9 protein-coding genes and 2 pseudogenes are annotated in these 14,203 nt (G+C 62.2%); 8 read left to right on the plus strand and 3 right to left on the minus strand.

Going from position 1 to position 14,203, the window contains the following annotated elements; genetic code table 11:
• The first annotated feature begins 96 nt into the window (after positions 1 to 96).
• A complete protein-coding gene (locus AC5RW2_RS37585) occupies positions 97 to 1,008 on the plus strand; it encodes a VOC family protein (protein WP_494002569.1) in 912 nt (303 codons plus the stop codon).
• A gap of 189 nt (positions 1,009 to 1,197) precedes the next feature.
• Here the strand turns inward: AC5RW2_RS37585 and AC5RW2_RS37590 are convergent, their stop codons facing one another.
• A complete protein-coding gene (locus AC5RW2_RS37590; RefSeq protein ID WP_493986704.1) occupies positions 1,198 to 2,763 on the minus strand; it encodes an IS1182 family transposase in 1,566 nt (521 codons plus the stop codon).
• Between the two features lie 566 nt (positions 2,764 to 3,329).
• Between AC5RW2_RS37590 and AC5RW2_RS37595 the strand changes: the two genes are divergently transcribed.
• From AC5RW2_RS37595 to AC5RW2_RS37605, 3 genes and pseudogenes are all read left to right on the plus strand, one after another.
• Complete coding sequence (locus AC5RW2_RS37595; protein ID WP_494037330.1) at positions 3,330 to 3,524, plus strand: hypothetical protein; 195 nt, start codon at positions 3,330 to 3,332, stop codon at positions 3,522 to 3,524.
• Between the two features lie 586 nt (positions 3,525 to 4,110).
• A complete protein-coding gene (locus AC5RW2_RS37600; RefSeq protein WP_493986405.1) occupies positions 4,111 to 5,046 on the plus strand; it encodes an IS110 family RNA-guided transposase in 936 nt (311 codons plus the stop codon).
• 330 nt (positions 5,047 to 5,376) lie between these two features.
• Positions 5,377 to 5,865: pseudogene (locus AC5RW2_RS37605) on the plus strand (transposase domain-containing protein); the annotation flags it as partial.
• 337 nt (positions 5,866 to 6,202) lie between these two features.
• Here the strand turns inward: AC5RW2_RS37605 and AC5RW2_RS37610 are convergent.
• On the minus strand, positions 6,203 to 7,852 hold the full coding sequence (locus AC5RW2_RS37610) for a flavin-containing monooxygenase (RefSeq protein WP_493986406.1): 1,650 nt from the start codon (positions 7,850 to 7,852) through the stop codon (positions 6,203 to 6,205).
• Positions 7,853 to 8,610: 758 nt separating this feature from the next.
• On the opposite strand from AC5RW2_RS37610, the gene AC5RW2_RS37615 reads away from it, so the two are divergent.
• From AC5RW2_RS37615 to AC5RW2_RS37625, 3 genes are all read left to right on the plus strand, one after another.
• Positions 8,611 to 10,185 (plus strand): sugar ABC transporter ATP-binding protein, encoded by a 1,575-nt coding sequence (locus AC5RW2_RS37615; RefSeq protein ID WP_493986407.1) that lies wholly within the window; start codon positions 8,611 to 8,613, stop codon positions 10,183 to 10,185.
• Positions 10,182 to 11,255: an ABC transporter permease gene (locus AC5RW2_RS37620; RefSeq protein WP_493986408.1), complete on the plus strand. Its 1,074-nt coding sequence runs from the start codon at positions 10,182 to 10,184 to the stop codon at positions 11,253 to 11,255. Before AC5RW2_RS37615 ends, AC5RW2_RS37620 begins: the two co-directional genes overlap by 4 nt.
• Before the next feature lie 142 nt (positions 11,256 to 11,397).
• The gene (locus AC5RW2_RS37625) at positions 11,398 to 12,537 is read left to right on the plus strand and encodes a sugar ABC transporter substrate-binding protein (RefSeq protein WP_493986409.1); all 1,140 of its coding nucleotides are present in this window, start codon (positions 11,398 to 11,400) and stop codon (positions 12,535 to 12,537) included.
• 646 nt (positions 12,538 to 13,183) lie between these two features.
• Here the strand turns inward: AC5RW2_RS37625 and AC5RW2_RS37630 are convergent.
• Positions 13,184 to 13,819, minus strand: a complete 636-nt coding sequence (locus AC5RW2_RS37630; RefSeq protein WP_493986410.1) for a TetR/AcrR family transcriptional regulator — start codon at positions 13,817 to 13,819, stop codon at positions 13,184 to 13,186.
• Positions 13,820 to 14,072: 253 nt separating this feature from the next.
• On the opposite strand from AC5RW2_RS37630, the pseudogene AC5RW2_RS37635 reads away from it, so the two are divergent.
• Positions 14,073 to 14,203 (plus strand): annotated as a pseudogene (locus AC5RW2_RS37635) (hypothetical protein); the annotation flags it as partial.

The following is a 14,203-nucleotide window of genomic DNA, read 5'->3' on the forward strand; positions in this document are numbered from 1 at the left end:
CGGCGTGTCCGACGGCGGCACGCACCTTGACCCTCGAAAGCCGGGCCGGGCGGGACAGCAGTTCCGCTTCCACCCGCATCAATCCCCGAAGGAACCATGCCGATCTTCCCCCAGAACCCGAACCCCGCCCACCTGCGCCAGCGGAAGGCCGACGAGCTGCTGGCCGCCGGGACCGCGATGGGCGCCGTCGAACTGCTGGTCCATGACGTGGACGCAATGCTGAAGTACTACACCGAAGCGATCACCCTGGAGGTCCTGCAGCACAGCGGCAGCACCGCCGTGCTGGGCAGGCACGGGAAGACGGCCATGACCCTCAAGCAGGTCAAGGACCTGCCGCCGGCCAAGCCCGGACAGGCCGGCCTGTTCCACACCGCCATTCTGTTCGAAGACGCCGCGGCGCTGGCCGCCGCCGTGGCGCATGCGGCCACCAAGGCACCGCATTCCTTCACCGGCAGCGCCGACCACCTGTACAGCGAGGCCTTCTACTTCGACGATCCGGAGGGCAACGGCGTCGAGCTCTACACCGACCGGCCGCGGGAGACCTGGCGGCACGAGGACAACGGCCTGCTCAGCGTCGCCACGAACTTCCTGGACCCGAATGCCTACCTTCAGAATAATCTGACCCAGGAAAACCTGGCCAGGCCCACGGCGCGGGACGCCAAGCTGGGCCACGTGCACCTGCAGATCGGTGATATCGAGCACGCGCGCGCCTTCTACGTGGACACCCTGGGCTTCGGGCTGATGTCCGACGTCGGCTCCGCCCTGTTCATCTCCGCCGGCGGCTACCACCACCACATCGGCCTCAATGTCTGGAACAGTGCCGGTGCCGGTCCGCGTGCCGCAGCACTGGGCCTGGGCCAGGTGAACATCGACGTCCCCACGCTCGACGACGTCGCCGCGCTGGAGTCCCGCCTGAAGGGCCACGGGATCGCCACCCGGCATGACGGCGCCACCCTGCGCTTCGACGATCCGTGGAAGACGCTGATCCAGGTCAGCGCCGCCGCCTAGGAGACTGCTGAACAAGGGGCGATTTGAAGGGCTGGTGAGGGCGAATTGACGCTCGAACCAGCCCTTCGGCGTTTCTGGGTATGAAGGAGCGGGCAGGTGATTGATGCTTTCGACGGGCGTTTCGCAGTGCAGGGCGCTCTGGTGGGGCTCCTGCCGGCCCTGGGTGGGGACCGGGTGTCTCCGGCGGGCTTATCCGAGGGCCCAGGCCTCGTTTCGGACGGTGAGTCCGAGTGATAAGAGACGTTTGAGGTTCACTGCAGCGGCCCGCAGCCGGAACCAGGCATCGTTTTTCGCCACTCCGAGGTAGCGCAGCCGCCGGTTGTTCCCGTCGGTGAGCCAGGCGATCGAGCGTTCGACCATGGGCCGGTGCTGCCTGTAATCGGTTTGGAAGCCCTTCTCCTGCGCGGCAGCGCGGTGGGCCCGCATCAGGGCGTGCCCGGGGTGCAGTTCGATCTTGCGGCCTCCGGCCGCGGTCGTGCAGTTCTCGCGCAGCGGGCAGGCCCGGCACGCGGCACCGAACGTCACGTACCCCTTGTCTGTGATCTTGCGGATGAGCCCGTTCGGGCAGGTCAGCGTTCCGGCGTCCGGGTCGTAGGAGAAGTCATCGAGCGTGTAACCGCCCTCTACGGCCGCGGCCAGCGGTTTGGGTTTGATGAGGGCACGGTGGCCTGCAGCGGCGAGGGCGCGGAGCATGTCCGCGGTCCCGTAGGCCGAGTCGGCCAGGGCATCCACCGGCATCCCTGCTGCCACGGCCGGATCGGCATCAAGCAGCAGCGCTCCGGCTTCGGCATCGGAGGAGCCGGGCCCGGCTGCCTTCGTTACGGCGGCGGCCGTAAGGATCCCGGTCTCCGGCTCGGCGACGATATGGGCCTTGTAACCATCGCGCTTGTCCGACCGGGTCTTATGCGCGTGCCGCGCGTCCGGGTCCACGGTCGAAATCACCCGGTCCCTGGCGACGTTCCGGGCAATCCGCCACCGCCCGTCCGTCCCGTCCGAACCCTCTGCCGGCTCCACGTCCTGCCCCGCGACCAGCGCCAGCAACGCATACGCATCGGCGGCTTTGCCCTCCAGGCTTCCCGGATCGATGGCTGCCAGCAGCGCCAACGCGTCGTTGACCAACCGCGAAACCAGGGCCTGTTTGGCCTCGGCGTCGTCCCAGGCGATGTCCGGCTTCCCGGTGCGCGTGTAGTCATAGCCGCCCGCGTGGGCCTCGATCAGGTCCCACCCGTAAGGGACGTCCCGGCCGAAGCGGCGCACCGCGGCAATTAGCTGGGTGATCGTGTCCTGCCGGGCCACGGCATCATCCAGCACGGTGGAATCCAAGGCCCTGCGCCGCCTGCCCTTGAGCACCCCGGTCTCGGCAACGACTTCAGCAATGGCATCCATGATCCGGTGCGGGCGGCTGCTCGCAGCCAGACGCCTGCGCCAGTACGTGAGCGTGGTCGGATGGAACGCCGTGTCCGTCAGCCCGTACCCGCACGCTGCTTTCCACCGCAGGTCATACGTCAACGCGTCCGCAGTTTCCCGGTCCGAGAGCCCTTCGAGCGCCTGCAGGACCAGCACCGAACCGATCACCGAGGCCGGCACCGAGGGCCGGCCCCGCTTCGAGGGGAACAAGTCCTCCATCATCGAATCCGGAAACAACCGGTTCCGATGTCCGGCCAGAAACGCGAAAACGCTGCCCGGGGCCAATAGCTCCCCGGCCAGCGCTTCCACGTCCAACAGCTTCCGCTGCTCCTGCTTACGTCCCTGCATAAGACCAGTCTTAACCACTGAGCGGACGAGTCCAGCAGGCGCGCCTTAAACTCCCCAAGTTACAGAAGCAATTTGTTCAGCGGCCTCCTAGTCGAGGGGGCCCCGGAGGCTCTGCCGTGTTAAATAGTCGTGGGACGTTTTCACATTCCGGCGTTGTGGATGACGTTTCACGGTTTGAACCGCCCAGATTTGATGCCGCTGCTGTTTGAGTCCGGAAGGATGGGCAGCATGCCGACGATCGATGGGCCCGCTGAAGGTTTAGCTGACTTCTTGACTGCTCTGCGGAGCGGAGAGGATAGTCATAATGCCGAAGATCTGGTCGAAGTAGTTCAAGGCCAGCGCCCTGGAACTGTTCTAGCAGGAATGCCCCAGAAGCAGGTCTGCTTGGGATGTCGAAGTCCGCGCTGCAGGTGTGGGGAACGAGGCCAGCCTGCATCAGAACGGATTCGAATCCACGGAACGCATTGAAGGGTAAAACCGAGCAAGATGCGCCGGCGGATCCGGGAGCTCGATGAATCGCTCTCGGTTTTCTGGAGACTCCTGACCTTGGAAACGAGGATGGGGTCATGCCGACGGCCATCTCTCAGGATCAGCCGACCATGCGTCAGTGCAGCGCAGAGGAGAAAGCCGCCGCAGTGCGGGTGATGCGCACCCTGTGCGCTGAAGTGGGTACCACTCAGGGCACTGTGAAGCCGGTAGCCGGACAGTTGGGGTATGGCACTGAGTCGAACCGGACCTCGGTCAAGCAGGCTGATATCTAGGACGGGAACGCTCCGGGCGTCACGACCGATGATTCGGAGCGGATCTTGGCGTTGGAGCAGGGGAACCGAGAGCTGCGCCGCGCCAACGAGATCCTCAAGTGGGCTGGGTCGCTCTTCTCTGTCGGTGCTCGATGAGCCAACACAAGAGGTAGTCGCGTTCATCGTCGCCCACCGGCGCGTGTTCTTCGAGGGGCGCACGCTCCTCTTCGGTCGTGCCCATTTGCACTGTCCTGCGTCAGGCAGGAGTGTTGTCGGTGGTCCCAAGTACGTATTAGGTTGCGAAGTCCTGTCCGCACGAGCGCAGCGGGATGGGTGATAACCCCGGTCGTGCCGCCGTTGTGGAAGGATAGCTACCGGGTCTACGGGGCACGCAAGACCTGGGAGGCCGTCCAACGCGCCCGGCCACCAACGGGCGCGACCGGGTCGCCCGACTCCTGCGGGCAGAGTGGATCGAAGGAGTGCGGCGTGCCAAGAGGGTACGTACCACCCGGCCGGATGCCGGAGGTGGCCGGCCATCCTGACCTGGTGGGCCGGAAGCTCACCGCTGAGGCGCCGAACTAGAGACGGTTGCCCGGTCCCGCTCGCGGTGACCTACGAAGCAGGCTTGACCGGCTTCCGGCTTGCCCACACGCTTGCCGGTGCGGGCATCGACTGCCAGGTCGCTGCGCCCTCACGGCTGCTGCGCGCGCTCGGGGACCGGGTCAAAATCGATAAGCGCGATGCTTTGGTCCTGGCCCGCACGCTCCGGCTCGGGGAGATCGTGCCGGTACGCGTGCCGACCGCCGCTCAGGAAGCCCTGCGGGACCTTTCCCGCGCCCACGCAGTCGCCGTCAAGGACCTCACCCACGCCCGCCAGCGCATCAACACGATGCTGCTGCGCCAGGGAACGGTCTATCCGAAGGACTCCCGCTGGACTCGTGGACACGGTATCTGGCTGGGCTGTCAGTGTTTCGACCAACCAACCGCGCAAGCTGTTTTCGATTCCCTCCTCGAAGCCGAATCGATGGCCGTTCAGCGCCGCAAACGCCTGGATAAACTCGTGGCTACTGCAGCCGCGGACTGTGAATTCACCCTGGTGATCAACGCCCTGACCTGCCTGCGCGGCATCGATAGCGCCACCGGCTTCGGCCTCACTGCCGAGATCGATGACTGGACACGCTTCACCGGAGCAACGATCGCCTCCTACCTCGGCCTGGTCCCATCGGAGAACTCCTCCGACCAGAGCAGGAGGCAAGGCGTGATCACCAAGGCCGGCAACACGCATGCCCGCTGGCTCCTCGTCGAAGCCGCAAGAACCCACCGCCGGCCCTACATCCGCCCGGGCGAACGGCCCCTCAAACAGTGGGAACAGGTCGATCCGGCACGCCTGCGGGCACAGGAAGGCAACCACCGGCTGCACCGCCGCTGGGAACAGTTCGACGCCCGGAAAAAGACCCCAAACAAGACCAACACGGCCATCGCCCACGAACTCGCCGGCTGGTGCTGGTCACTGGCCGCACCGGTCCAAGAAAGCGCCACGTGAACACCGCCTGACCAAGAACGTGCCCACGATCTGGGCACCCGCCGGACGGCACGGGCAGCACGTGGAGCTAACCCGAGTTGCAGCTATGGACAGGAGGCCTCACAAGCACGGGGCCTACGATTCGCGATCCTAGACACCGGTAGTCTCCAGCCGAACACATCGTCATGCGGCAACCCATCCGCGAGTATCAGCCTGACCATGCCAGTGGACAACAGTCCACCCATCCGCCCGGCCCAACCCATCGGCACAAGGAGCGACTCTCTAACTCAACGAGCCCGGAGAGCCGCCTACCTATGCCTCTTGACAATGGAAACTACGTATCAGCTGTAGGTCACCGACCTGACGTACGTGCCGACCTGGGCCGGTTTCCCACGTCTGCCTCATTATCGACGCCTACTCGTGGGGTCGCGGGTCGCTTCCCACACAAGGACCTCGATGGTGTGGGATGCGATCGAGATGGCCGCTGGCCCTGTGGCACGCGGCTGGCAGCGTTGCTGTCATAGTGAGGCAGGGCCGCAATTCACGTCAATTCGATACGGGGAGCGGCTGGCCGAGATCGGGGCGGTGCCCTCGATCGGTACGGTGGGCAACAGCGTTGACAACGCCCTCGCGGAGACCGTGGACGGCTACTGCTACAAGGCCGAGTTGATCCGTGGACCTGCCGCGTGAGGGCTGGCCGCGGAAGACCGTCGAGCGCCACCCTCTGCTGGGTTTACTTGCACAACCACTGCTGCACGGCTACCTGGATGACGTGCAGTGTTCGAGGAGACGTTCTACGCTACGCACCGGAACGATCAGATCCTGGTTGGAGTCTCATAGAGCGAGTCTCTCGCAGACCTTGGGCGGTTCACTCTGCTCTCCAATATGAGTTGTGAATGAGAATAGGGTTAAGATTGAGATGCCCTTTTAGGCGGGTAAGACACGATGTTTTTCGGCTCCGTATCACCCGCCCAAAAGGGCATCTCGTTAATGAAACTGTCTCGCACCCTGGGTGTGTATTACCCCCCTTTTAAGTCGAAGCGCGTTTGTTGGCTGGGCCTGCTCCCGATGACGAAATCAGCCCGCAAGCGTAGAACGCCGCCCTCCAAGTATTAGCGATCCAGGCCTCGAGACGCCGGAATCAAGGGGCAATGAGTCAGGTGCTTTTCCCTCCTTCTCAGTTAGCCTCAGCAAGTTGATGCGACGTGAACACCAATCCCGGGAAGCCCTCGGCGATTTCTTTGTCAATACGCCGCCGATACTCGGGGATGCCCTCGGAGTACTGAGTGAAGACCTTCACCTTGCCGGGGATGTTGCCGCCGGTGTACCAGTTGCTGTCTGAATTCAGGTTCAGGCCCTCTACGGCTTCGAGCACATGCTTGGTGAAATCGGCGGCTGCCTCCTCCGTGACCATGATCGTCGTGTTGCCGGTGGCCTGCGCGCGGGAGATGGCGGCACAGATCATATCCACCTGAAGCTGAGTCGCGCGGAACACGTTGCCGGCCCCGACGTGCGGTCCACCAGCGATGAGCAGGTTCGGGAAGCCGGGCGTGCCGACCCCGAGCAAGGTCTTGGGTCCTTCGCGCCACGCCTCCCTGAGGTCGAGGCCGTCCACGCCCCGGATGTTCAGGTTCAACACGGCACCCGTGACAGCGTCGAACCCGGTGGCGAGCACGACAGCGTCGAAGTCGAAGGCGCGATCCGTCGTCTCGATCCCGTCGGGAGTGAAGGTAACGATCGGCGTCTCGTTGACGTCGATCAATTCGACATTGTCCCGGTTGTAGGTCTCGTAGTAGTTAGTTTCCCCTGGCGGGCGCTTGTTGCCGAACAGGTGCTTAGGAATCAGCTTCTCGGCGACGGCCGGGTCCTTGACCCTCTCACGGATCCTCTCCGCGAAAAACTCACACCAGGCCGCGTTCGCTGCCTCATCGCGGGCCATGTCGACAAAGTGGTCTGAGACCGTGCGCAAACCCCCGGCCCGGTAGTAGAGCTCCTCAAACTTCGCCAACCGCTCTTCGTCCGAGACCTCAAATGTCTTACGAGGATCGGGGTCATGGGGGAAGCTCATCCAGACCCCCTTCATCTTCTCCCAGATCTTGTCGTAGGAGGCCTTGATCGACGCCATTTCCTCGGCTGAGATAGGCCGGTTGTTGAGCGGATGGGCCCAATTCGCCGTGCGCTGGAAGACGGTCAGGGATTCCGCATCTTCCGCGATTTTCGGGATCACCTGGACACCGGTGGCACCGGTGCCAATGACGGCGACCCTCTTTCCCTTGAAGTCGACTGGGTCTTTTGGCCAGCGCGAGGTCAGAAGCAGCTCCCCGGCGAACGAGTCGAGGTTCGGGAAATCGGGCGTATAAGTCGCCGAGAGCAGGCCGGCGCACGGGACAAAGTACTGGCTACGCAGCAAGTCACCATTGGACAGACTGATCTCCCACTCACCGGCGGACTCGTCGTAGACAGCCCCCGTGACCGTTGTGTTGAACTGAATGTGCTTGCGCAGATCCCACCGATCCACAGCGTGATTGATGTACCGCTCGATCTCAGGCTGACCGGCGTACTCCTCCGACCAGTCCCACTCCTGCAGCAGCTCCTTGTCGTGGAAATACCCGTAGGAGTAGCTCTCCGAGTCGAATCGCGCCCCCGGATACCGGTTCCAGTACCAAGTGCCCCCGACTCCAGACCCGGCCTCCACGAGCCTGACGTTAAGGCCCATCTCAACAAACTGGTGGAGGGCGTAGATCCCCGTAATTCCGGCGCCCACCACGACAGCGTCAAACCGGGGAGAGGATGAAACTTTACTTGACTCTTCCGTTGAACGGGACATGCAAATGCTCCTGGATTGTTTGGACGGTGAATAGCTCGGCCCGGATCCACCTCGGGAGATATCAGCCACAGCACCTTCAACTATTCGTGCGCGTGACACATATCTCACCTTGCGCCGGTTGATATTCAGCTCCGGGACAGCTAGTGCGGCTGGTGCTCTCCAGCATGCAATATAGCGAACGCTATGTCAACGGTTAGGCGCCGACAATGCCTGCAAGGGTCGGCGTCCATCGGCCTCCCTGTGGGGCGCGGAGCGGTTGACAGTGGACGTAAGTTGTCGAATGCCGCTGGAACCGGCACGCGGACGAGGGGGCGGAGCTGGCCCTCTTGGCTAAGTTGAACAAGGTGGGCAGTCCCAAGTGGCTTCGGTGAGCCGTTGGTGCTGGGGCGCTCAGGTAAGGCAGGGGCAACGACGTATTTCTCCAGGCCCGCAGCACCTTCGACGGCGATAAGTCCGGAAACATGTGGCGGCCTGCTATTGATATAGCGCTCACTAACCCGCTACCGTGTGATCCATGTCATGGGTCGAGCGAGCGGTTCGCCCCAACCAATTCCAGGAGTTTGAAATGCCTCATCCGAGTGCAGTTTCACCCCCACGGCGAAGCGACGTCGCCGTGGGGGTATTCACCCAGTCCGCGCCTGTTGCCCACGGGCGCAACCGGCGCTTGGGGAAAGCGGACACGAGGCGGGCACGCCTGAAGCTCTCTTCGTTTATCGCGCTGTCGTTATTGCCGTCGGTTCACAATATGAGGAGGCCACGTGTCTGCGCCTGTTGATAGTGGTGCGTTGCCTGCGTGCGCGTTGCAGTTGCGTTCGGTCAGCAAGACCTTCGGTGCACAGCGTGCGTTGGCGGAAGTCGACCTGGATGTTCGCGCGGGCGAGATTCATGCGCTGGTAGGGCAAAACGGCTCGGGCAAGTCAACGCTAGTGAAGGTGCTGGGCGGTTTTCATTCGCCGGACGCCGGTGAGGCCTTGGTGGAGGGGCGACCTTTCCCGTTGGGGGTGGTGAAGGCTGCGGACTTGGCGGGGCTGCGTTTCGTCCACCAGGATCTGGGGCTCGTAGAGAACTTGTCGGTGTCAGACAACTTCCATCTTGCGTCGGGGCGCCGGTGGGTACGGCCGTTGTCGAAGCGGGATGAAGTCAAGCGTGCCGGTGAGGCTCTGAGTGACTTTGGATATCACATTGACCCGACCTTGAGCGTGCAGGACCTCACTGCGGCAGAGCGGACAGCAGTCGCAATAGTTCGCGCCGTCTCCGCTGGGAGGGATGATCCCAAGCTACTGATCCTTGACGAACCAACAGCCTCACTGCCCCAGGCCGATGCCGAGATCATGTATCGGGCACTGCGGGGACTGGCGGCCAAGGGCCGCTCGGTCCTGTTCATCTCCCATCATCTGGATGAGGTGTTGGGGTTGGCCGACCGAGTGACGATCCTACGTGACGGTCGTAATGTTGCGACCCACGAGACCGGGGGCATGAACAACTCCGATTTAGCGAGCCTTATGCTCGGCCGTGCTTTGGCCAGGGAACAGGCGTCAGCGCGTGAGGCAGTTTCATCGCGAAGGCGGGACGGTTCCGCCGTCCTTGTGGTCGATGGTTTGCGTACCCCGTTGACCCAGGGGGTCGACTTCGAGGTCCAAGCCGGTGAGATTGTTGGGTTCGTCGGGTTGACGGGTTCGGGGCGTGAGGAACTGGCACCTGCGTTGGCGGGTCAGATTGATCGGCGTGGTTCGATGCGCGTGGACTCCATCACGGTCAAGCCGGGTCATCCGCGCTCGGCACTCGCGGCGGGCGTGCAGTACCTGCCGGCCGAACGTCGTCGTGATGCCCTCTTTGCGGGAGCCAGCATCCGGGAAAACACGGTGATATCAAACTTGGACTCCGTCAGTCGCTTCGCGCGTGTCGTGCGGAGATTGGAGCGGATCGAGACTCGCAAGTGGATCGACGTCCTCGACGTCCGACCCGGGCAGGTCGAGAAGTCTGCAATTGAGCTCTCTGGCGGAAACCAGCAGAAGGTGGTGCTCGGTCGACTCCTCCGGATGAATCCGCGACTGCTGGTACTCGATGAACCTACCCAAGGTGTCGACATTGGGGCGAAGCAGGCGATCCATCACCTGATCAAGCAGGTGGCGGCCGGAGGAGCCGCAGTCGTCGTGTGCTCCTCGGATGAAAATGAGGTTGCGGCCCTGGCGGACAGGGTATTGGTGATGAAAAAGGGAAGCGTCGCCACGGTGCTAGAAGGCGCGGACATCACCCCGGAGCGAATCGAAGAAGAACAGCTGGCGGTCGCACAGGCCTCGTCAACAGAAAGTATAGGAGCGGACCGACTATGAGTAACACCACCGCGCTACGACGGACTGCGCGATTGTTTAGCGTCCGCAGGATCAGCGTCTTGTACCTCTTGGCAGCAATTGTCCTTATCTTCGGACTAGTTATCCCGGACTTGTTCCTCTCCTCGGTGACCATGCAGGTCGTGGCCTCGAGTCAGGCGGTCGTAGTCTTGATTGCCCTGGCGGCGATGCTACCGCTGATCGCCGGCGAGTTTGATATCACGATCGGCACGAATATGGCCCTCTCGCTAGTAATCGTCTGCACCCAGACCGTGCTGTACCCCGACCGCAGCCTATTCCTCATTTGCGTGATGGCGGTCATGGCCAGTGGCGTGGTCGGGTTGGTGAATGGACTACTGGTGGTCAAGCTCCGGTTGCAGTCATTTATCGTCACTCTGGCCGTTAGCCAGGTCGTGGCCGCTCTTGCACTCAATATCTCTGACAACCAGCAGGTGCGCGGCGTCTTCCCTCAGGGGTTCTCTGACTTTGGTCAAGCCCGTCTTCTCGGGATTCCGGTGCCGCTGTTGGCTGCGGTGCTTGTCTGCTTGGTCCTGTGGTACGTCCTGGAGTGGACCAAGCTCGGGCGTCAACTCTTCGCCACGGGGATGAATCGGGAGGCAGCACGGTTGTCCGGGGTGCGTACTGACGGTCTCGTCATAGGTTCATTCGTCGCATCCGGATTGATCAGCGGTAGCGCCGGAGTCTTGTATGCCGCGCAAGTTGGCACGTTCTCCAACTCGATCGGCATGCCGATGCTCTTTCCTGCCTTCGCTGCAGTCTTCCTGGGCGCAACGCAGTTCAATCGCCGACCTAACGTGTGGGGCACCTTCCTTGCCATCATGACACTGGCCTTGGGCGTGCAAGGCTTGCAACTCTCCCTGGACGCTGGCGGGTTCTGGATCACCCCAATGTTCAACGGGTTGGCTCTGATCTTCGCTGTCGTCTTCAGTGCCCGCCAGAACACTCGGCCCAAGACGGCTTCAAATGATGAGCCTTTGACCGCGCCGTCTGGCGGTGAGGCCGACAACAGGCCAGCGGCCAACGAGGCTGCGGTTGATTCGGGTCGGTCATAGTCGTTTTCGCCACCAGGAACCAAAGATTAATCCTTGGTTAGGCGCGCCCAGTCCCATTCTGCTCTCCTGCGAGCGTGGTGCCAGAGCTGCACCCAACTAACAGTAAGGAACGACCGTGCTATCTACGACACTAGACAGTGCAATGAAGAAGGCAATCGCCGTCGCTGGCTTCGCGACACTGTTGCTCACAGTTTCAGCATGTGGAAGCGGTTCGCCCAACGAAGCTGCTGGAGCAGCTACGGAAGGGGCCGGCTCGGGCACGGAGGCTGCAGCCGCAGCATCGGAGAGGTTGGATCCTCTGCTCGAGCCGATCACCGACATCGGCATCCCGGCGCCCCTATCGGGTACCCCGGAGGAGGGGAAGGTCGGCTACTTGATTCGGCTCAACAACTCGACTGCTACGCCCATGGATCAACCCTTCAAGGAAGCGACGGCTGCCCTGGGTTGGGAGGGCCGGGTTTTGGCCACCGACGCAGCGGACCCCCAGGGCACCAGCAACGCTATCGAGCAAGCAATTGCCGGTGGTGCCGACTACATCATGATCAACTCGACCAGTGTCGATGCGATCGAGTCGGGGCTCGAGGCGGCGAAAGCTGCAGACGTTCCGATCTTCCTGAATTCCTCAGTGGGTGATGTCGAAGGCGAGGCGAACGGTATTTACGGCAATGTCGCTAACGTGGATAACATCGCTGCCTCCGGGCTGTCTTTGATGGACTGGGTGATCGCCGACAGCGATGGTGCGGGAAGTGTGCTGTTCGTGACCTACCCCGACGTTCCCGTCCTAGCAGCGTCGGGCACCCAGGTTCAGGAAGGATTAAAAGAGAACTGCCCACAGTGTTCGCTGAGCGTCCTGGAGCTCTCAACCCCGCAGGTGGTGAATGGGGATAGCACGTCAACAATCGTCGCGGAGATCCGGAAAAATCCGGAGATCAAATATGTGACGATGGACATCAGTCTCGCGGGAGTCGGCCTGCGTACGGCGCTGGACGCCGCCGGTCTGAACGACGTCAAGATCGGCGTCGGTTACCCGACGACTGACCAGTTCGAGGGTATTCGCGACGGAAGCTACGACATCGGAGCTGCCTACGCTATACCTGACGCCATTTACGCTGTGGTCGATCAGATGGCCCGCCACGAACTCGGCATGGACGTCGACCAGGAGAACCATGCGGTGCGGCCCTACCAGATGTTTACGACAAACAATCTGGGTCCCGACGTGAACGACTGGGAAGGTCCCGAGGGCTTCCGCGATCAATACCTCGAGCTGTGGGGTAAGGGCTAAGCGTACTGTCCGACAAGCTATGAACGGCTGAGGTAGGGAAAGACCTCCGTGTTCAGGATGTGGGCTACCACACTCACGATCCTGACCACGGAGGTCTTCTACCTTACTTCTATGTCAAGCTGCCTGGCCATGTTTATCGTGGAGGACGGCTAGGACGTGAGCTGGGCCGCTGATTAGTCAGACTTCGGGTCAGTGCGTCCACGGACACCACGAGTATCAGCGTCGGTGTCCTATGCATCCCTCTGATGGGTTTTTGCCTGTAGCGGTAGGAGACCCCAGGCAACGCCCAGGAGGGATGTTGGCGTCTGGACCAACACGACCTGCCCGATGACCCCCAACAGGCAGGTGTCCGTCAGCAGGGAAGTACGTGTCCGCCTGCAGGGTCCGCTTTCGGCGACGTAGTCTCCCCAAGCATCGACTTCGAGACTGCTATCGCCCGCACAGATAGCATCTCGGCCCGAAACTGGGGTACGAACTCGGCACTGGTCTTCCGTGGCACTGAGGTTTCCTCTTCCGCCGTGTGCCCCGTACACCCGGGAAGGCAACCATCCACTGGCTCCGAACCGGTGGCTCCTCACGCCGCCGACGCGAGGAACGGCGGATGTCCCTCTACCGCATTACCGATGGATCTCAGCAACGAGAAGATTCAATCAGCGGCAGGGTGGGGATCGGATGGGTGCTCGTGCGGCTCCTTGGCCACACTGCGCACCATGTCGAGCGCGAGCGTGACATATCGCTGGGCGAGGTCCTCTGGTGTCAGGGTTCCGTCCGGTCGGTACCAGTTGGGGACGCTGAGGCACATGCTGAGAATCGCTCGGCTCGACTCGCGGGGGAGGAGTGTGGCGAAGGAGCCGTCGGAGCACCCGCGGTCGATGCATTCGGTTACGAGGTGCTCAATGTAGTCGCGTCGCTTTGCGTAGTGTGAGTGATTCTCGGGTGTTAAGCTACGCATCTCGCGGTCGAGGAACGCGAGGTCGCGGTGCTGAGTGATGTACAGGATAACTGCCTCAACTAGCGCGGCAAGGCGGGGCCGTGGTTCGTCAAGGGCCTCAGCGACGGCCTTGTTGACCATCGCTTCGAGGACATTCATTGCGTGGGTCAACAATGAGGTGAGAATCGCCTGTTTGTTCTCGTAGTGATAGTAGAGCGCCGGTACGCTCACATTCAGCCGTTTCGCGATTGTGCGCACAGACGTCGCGTCATATCCGTGCGTAGTGAACTCGTCCAGCGCAACTTCCAAGATCTCAGGGAGCGCCTGCCCGGGTACTGTTCGCAGGCTCATAGTTTTTCCTCCGCCTTGAGTGAGTGTGATCGTTTCCTATGGCGGCAATAGTCGCGTTCCTGCCCCGCCTCGCAGCCCAGCTTATATTAGTGAGCGCTCAGTAGTCTCGAAGATGAGACGCGATACAGCCGGCAATTCGACGCTTTAGCATTGGTCGAGCTGCTCAGGGACGTCTCTTCGATCGGCGTTAGTCACCGCAAGCCTGCGTTTAGCGGGGCGACTACGTGCTGCGCGCAAGTTTTCGGTTGTGAGGATGCGCATTGGAGACAGTTATCCTCACCCCCTCGCTAGGCATGTTCTCGAGCGCACGGGCATGCGGATCAGTGACTTCGATACGTATGAGATCAATGAAGCATTTGCGTCGGTTCCCCTGGCGTGGGCCGC

Source organism: Arthrobacter sp. B0316-1-20 (genome assembly GCF_059091865.1).

Bases quoted from the DNA above. Each gene is read 5' to 3' on its own strand.
- AC5RW2_RS37610 (WP_493986406.1), bottom strand. From the start codon at position 7,852: ATGTCCCGTTCAACGGAAGAGTCAAGTAAAGTTTCATCCTCTCCCCGG.
- AC5RW2_RS37620 (WP_493986408.1), top strand. From the start codon at position 10,182: ATGAGTAACACCACCGCGCTACGACGGACTGCGCGATTGTTTAGCGTC.
- AC5RW2_RS37585 (WP_494002569.1), top strand. From the start codon at position 97: ATGCCGATCTTCCCCCAGAACCCGAACCCCGCCCACCTGCGCCAGCGG.
- AC5RW2_RS37625 (WP_493986409.1), top strand. From the start codon at position 11,398: ATGAAGAAGGCAATCGCCGTCGCTGGCTTCGCGACACTGTTGCTCACA.
- AC5RW2_RS37590 (WP_493986704.1), bottom strand. From the start codon at position 2,763: ATGCAGGGACGTAAGCAGGAGCAGCGGAAGCTGTTGGACGTGGAAGCG.
- AC5RW2_RS37595 (WP_494037330.1), top strand. From the start codon at position 3,330: ATGCCGACGGCCATCTCTCAGGATCAGCCGACCATGCGTCAGTGCAGC.
- AC5RW2_RS37630 (WP_493986410.1), bottom strand. From the start codon at position 13,819: ATGAGCCTGCGAACAGTACCCGGGCAGGCGCTCCCTGAGATCTTGGAA.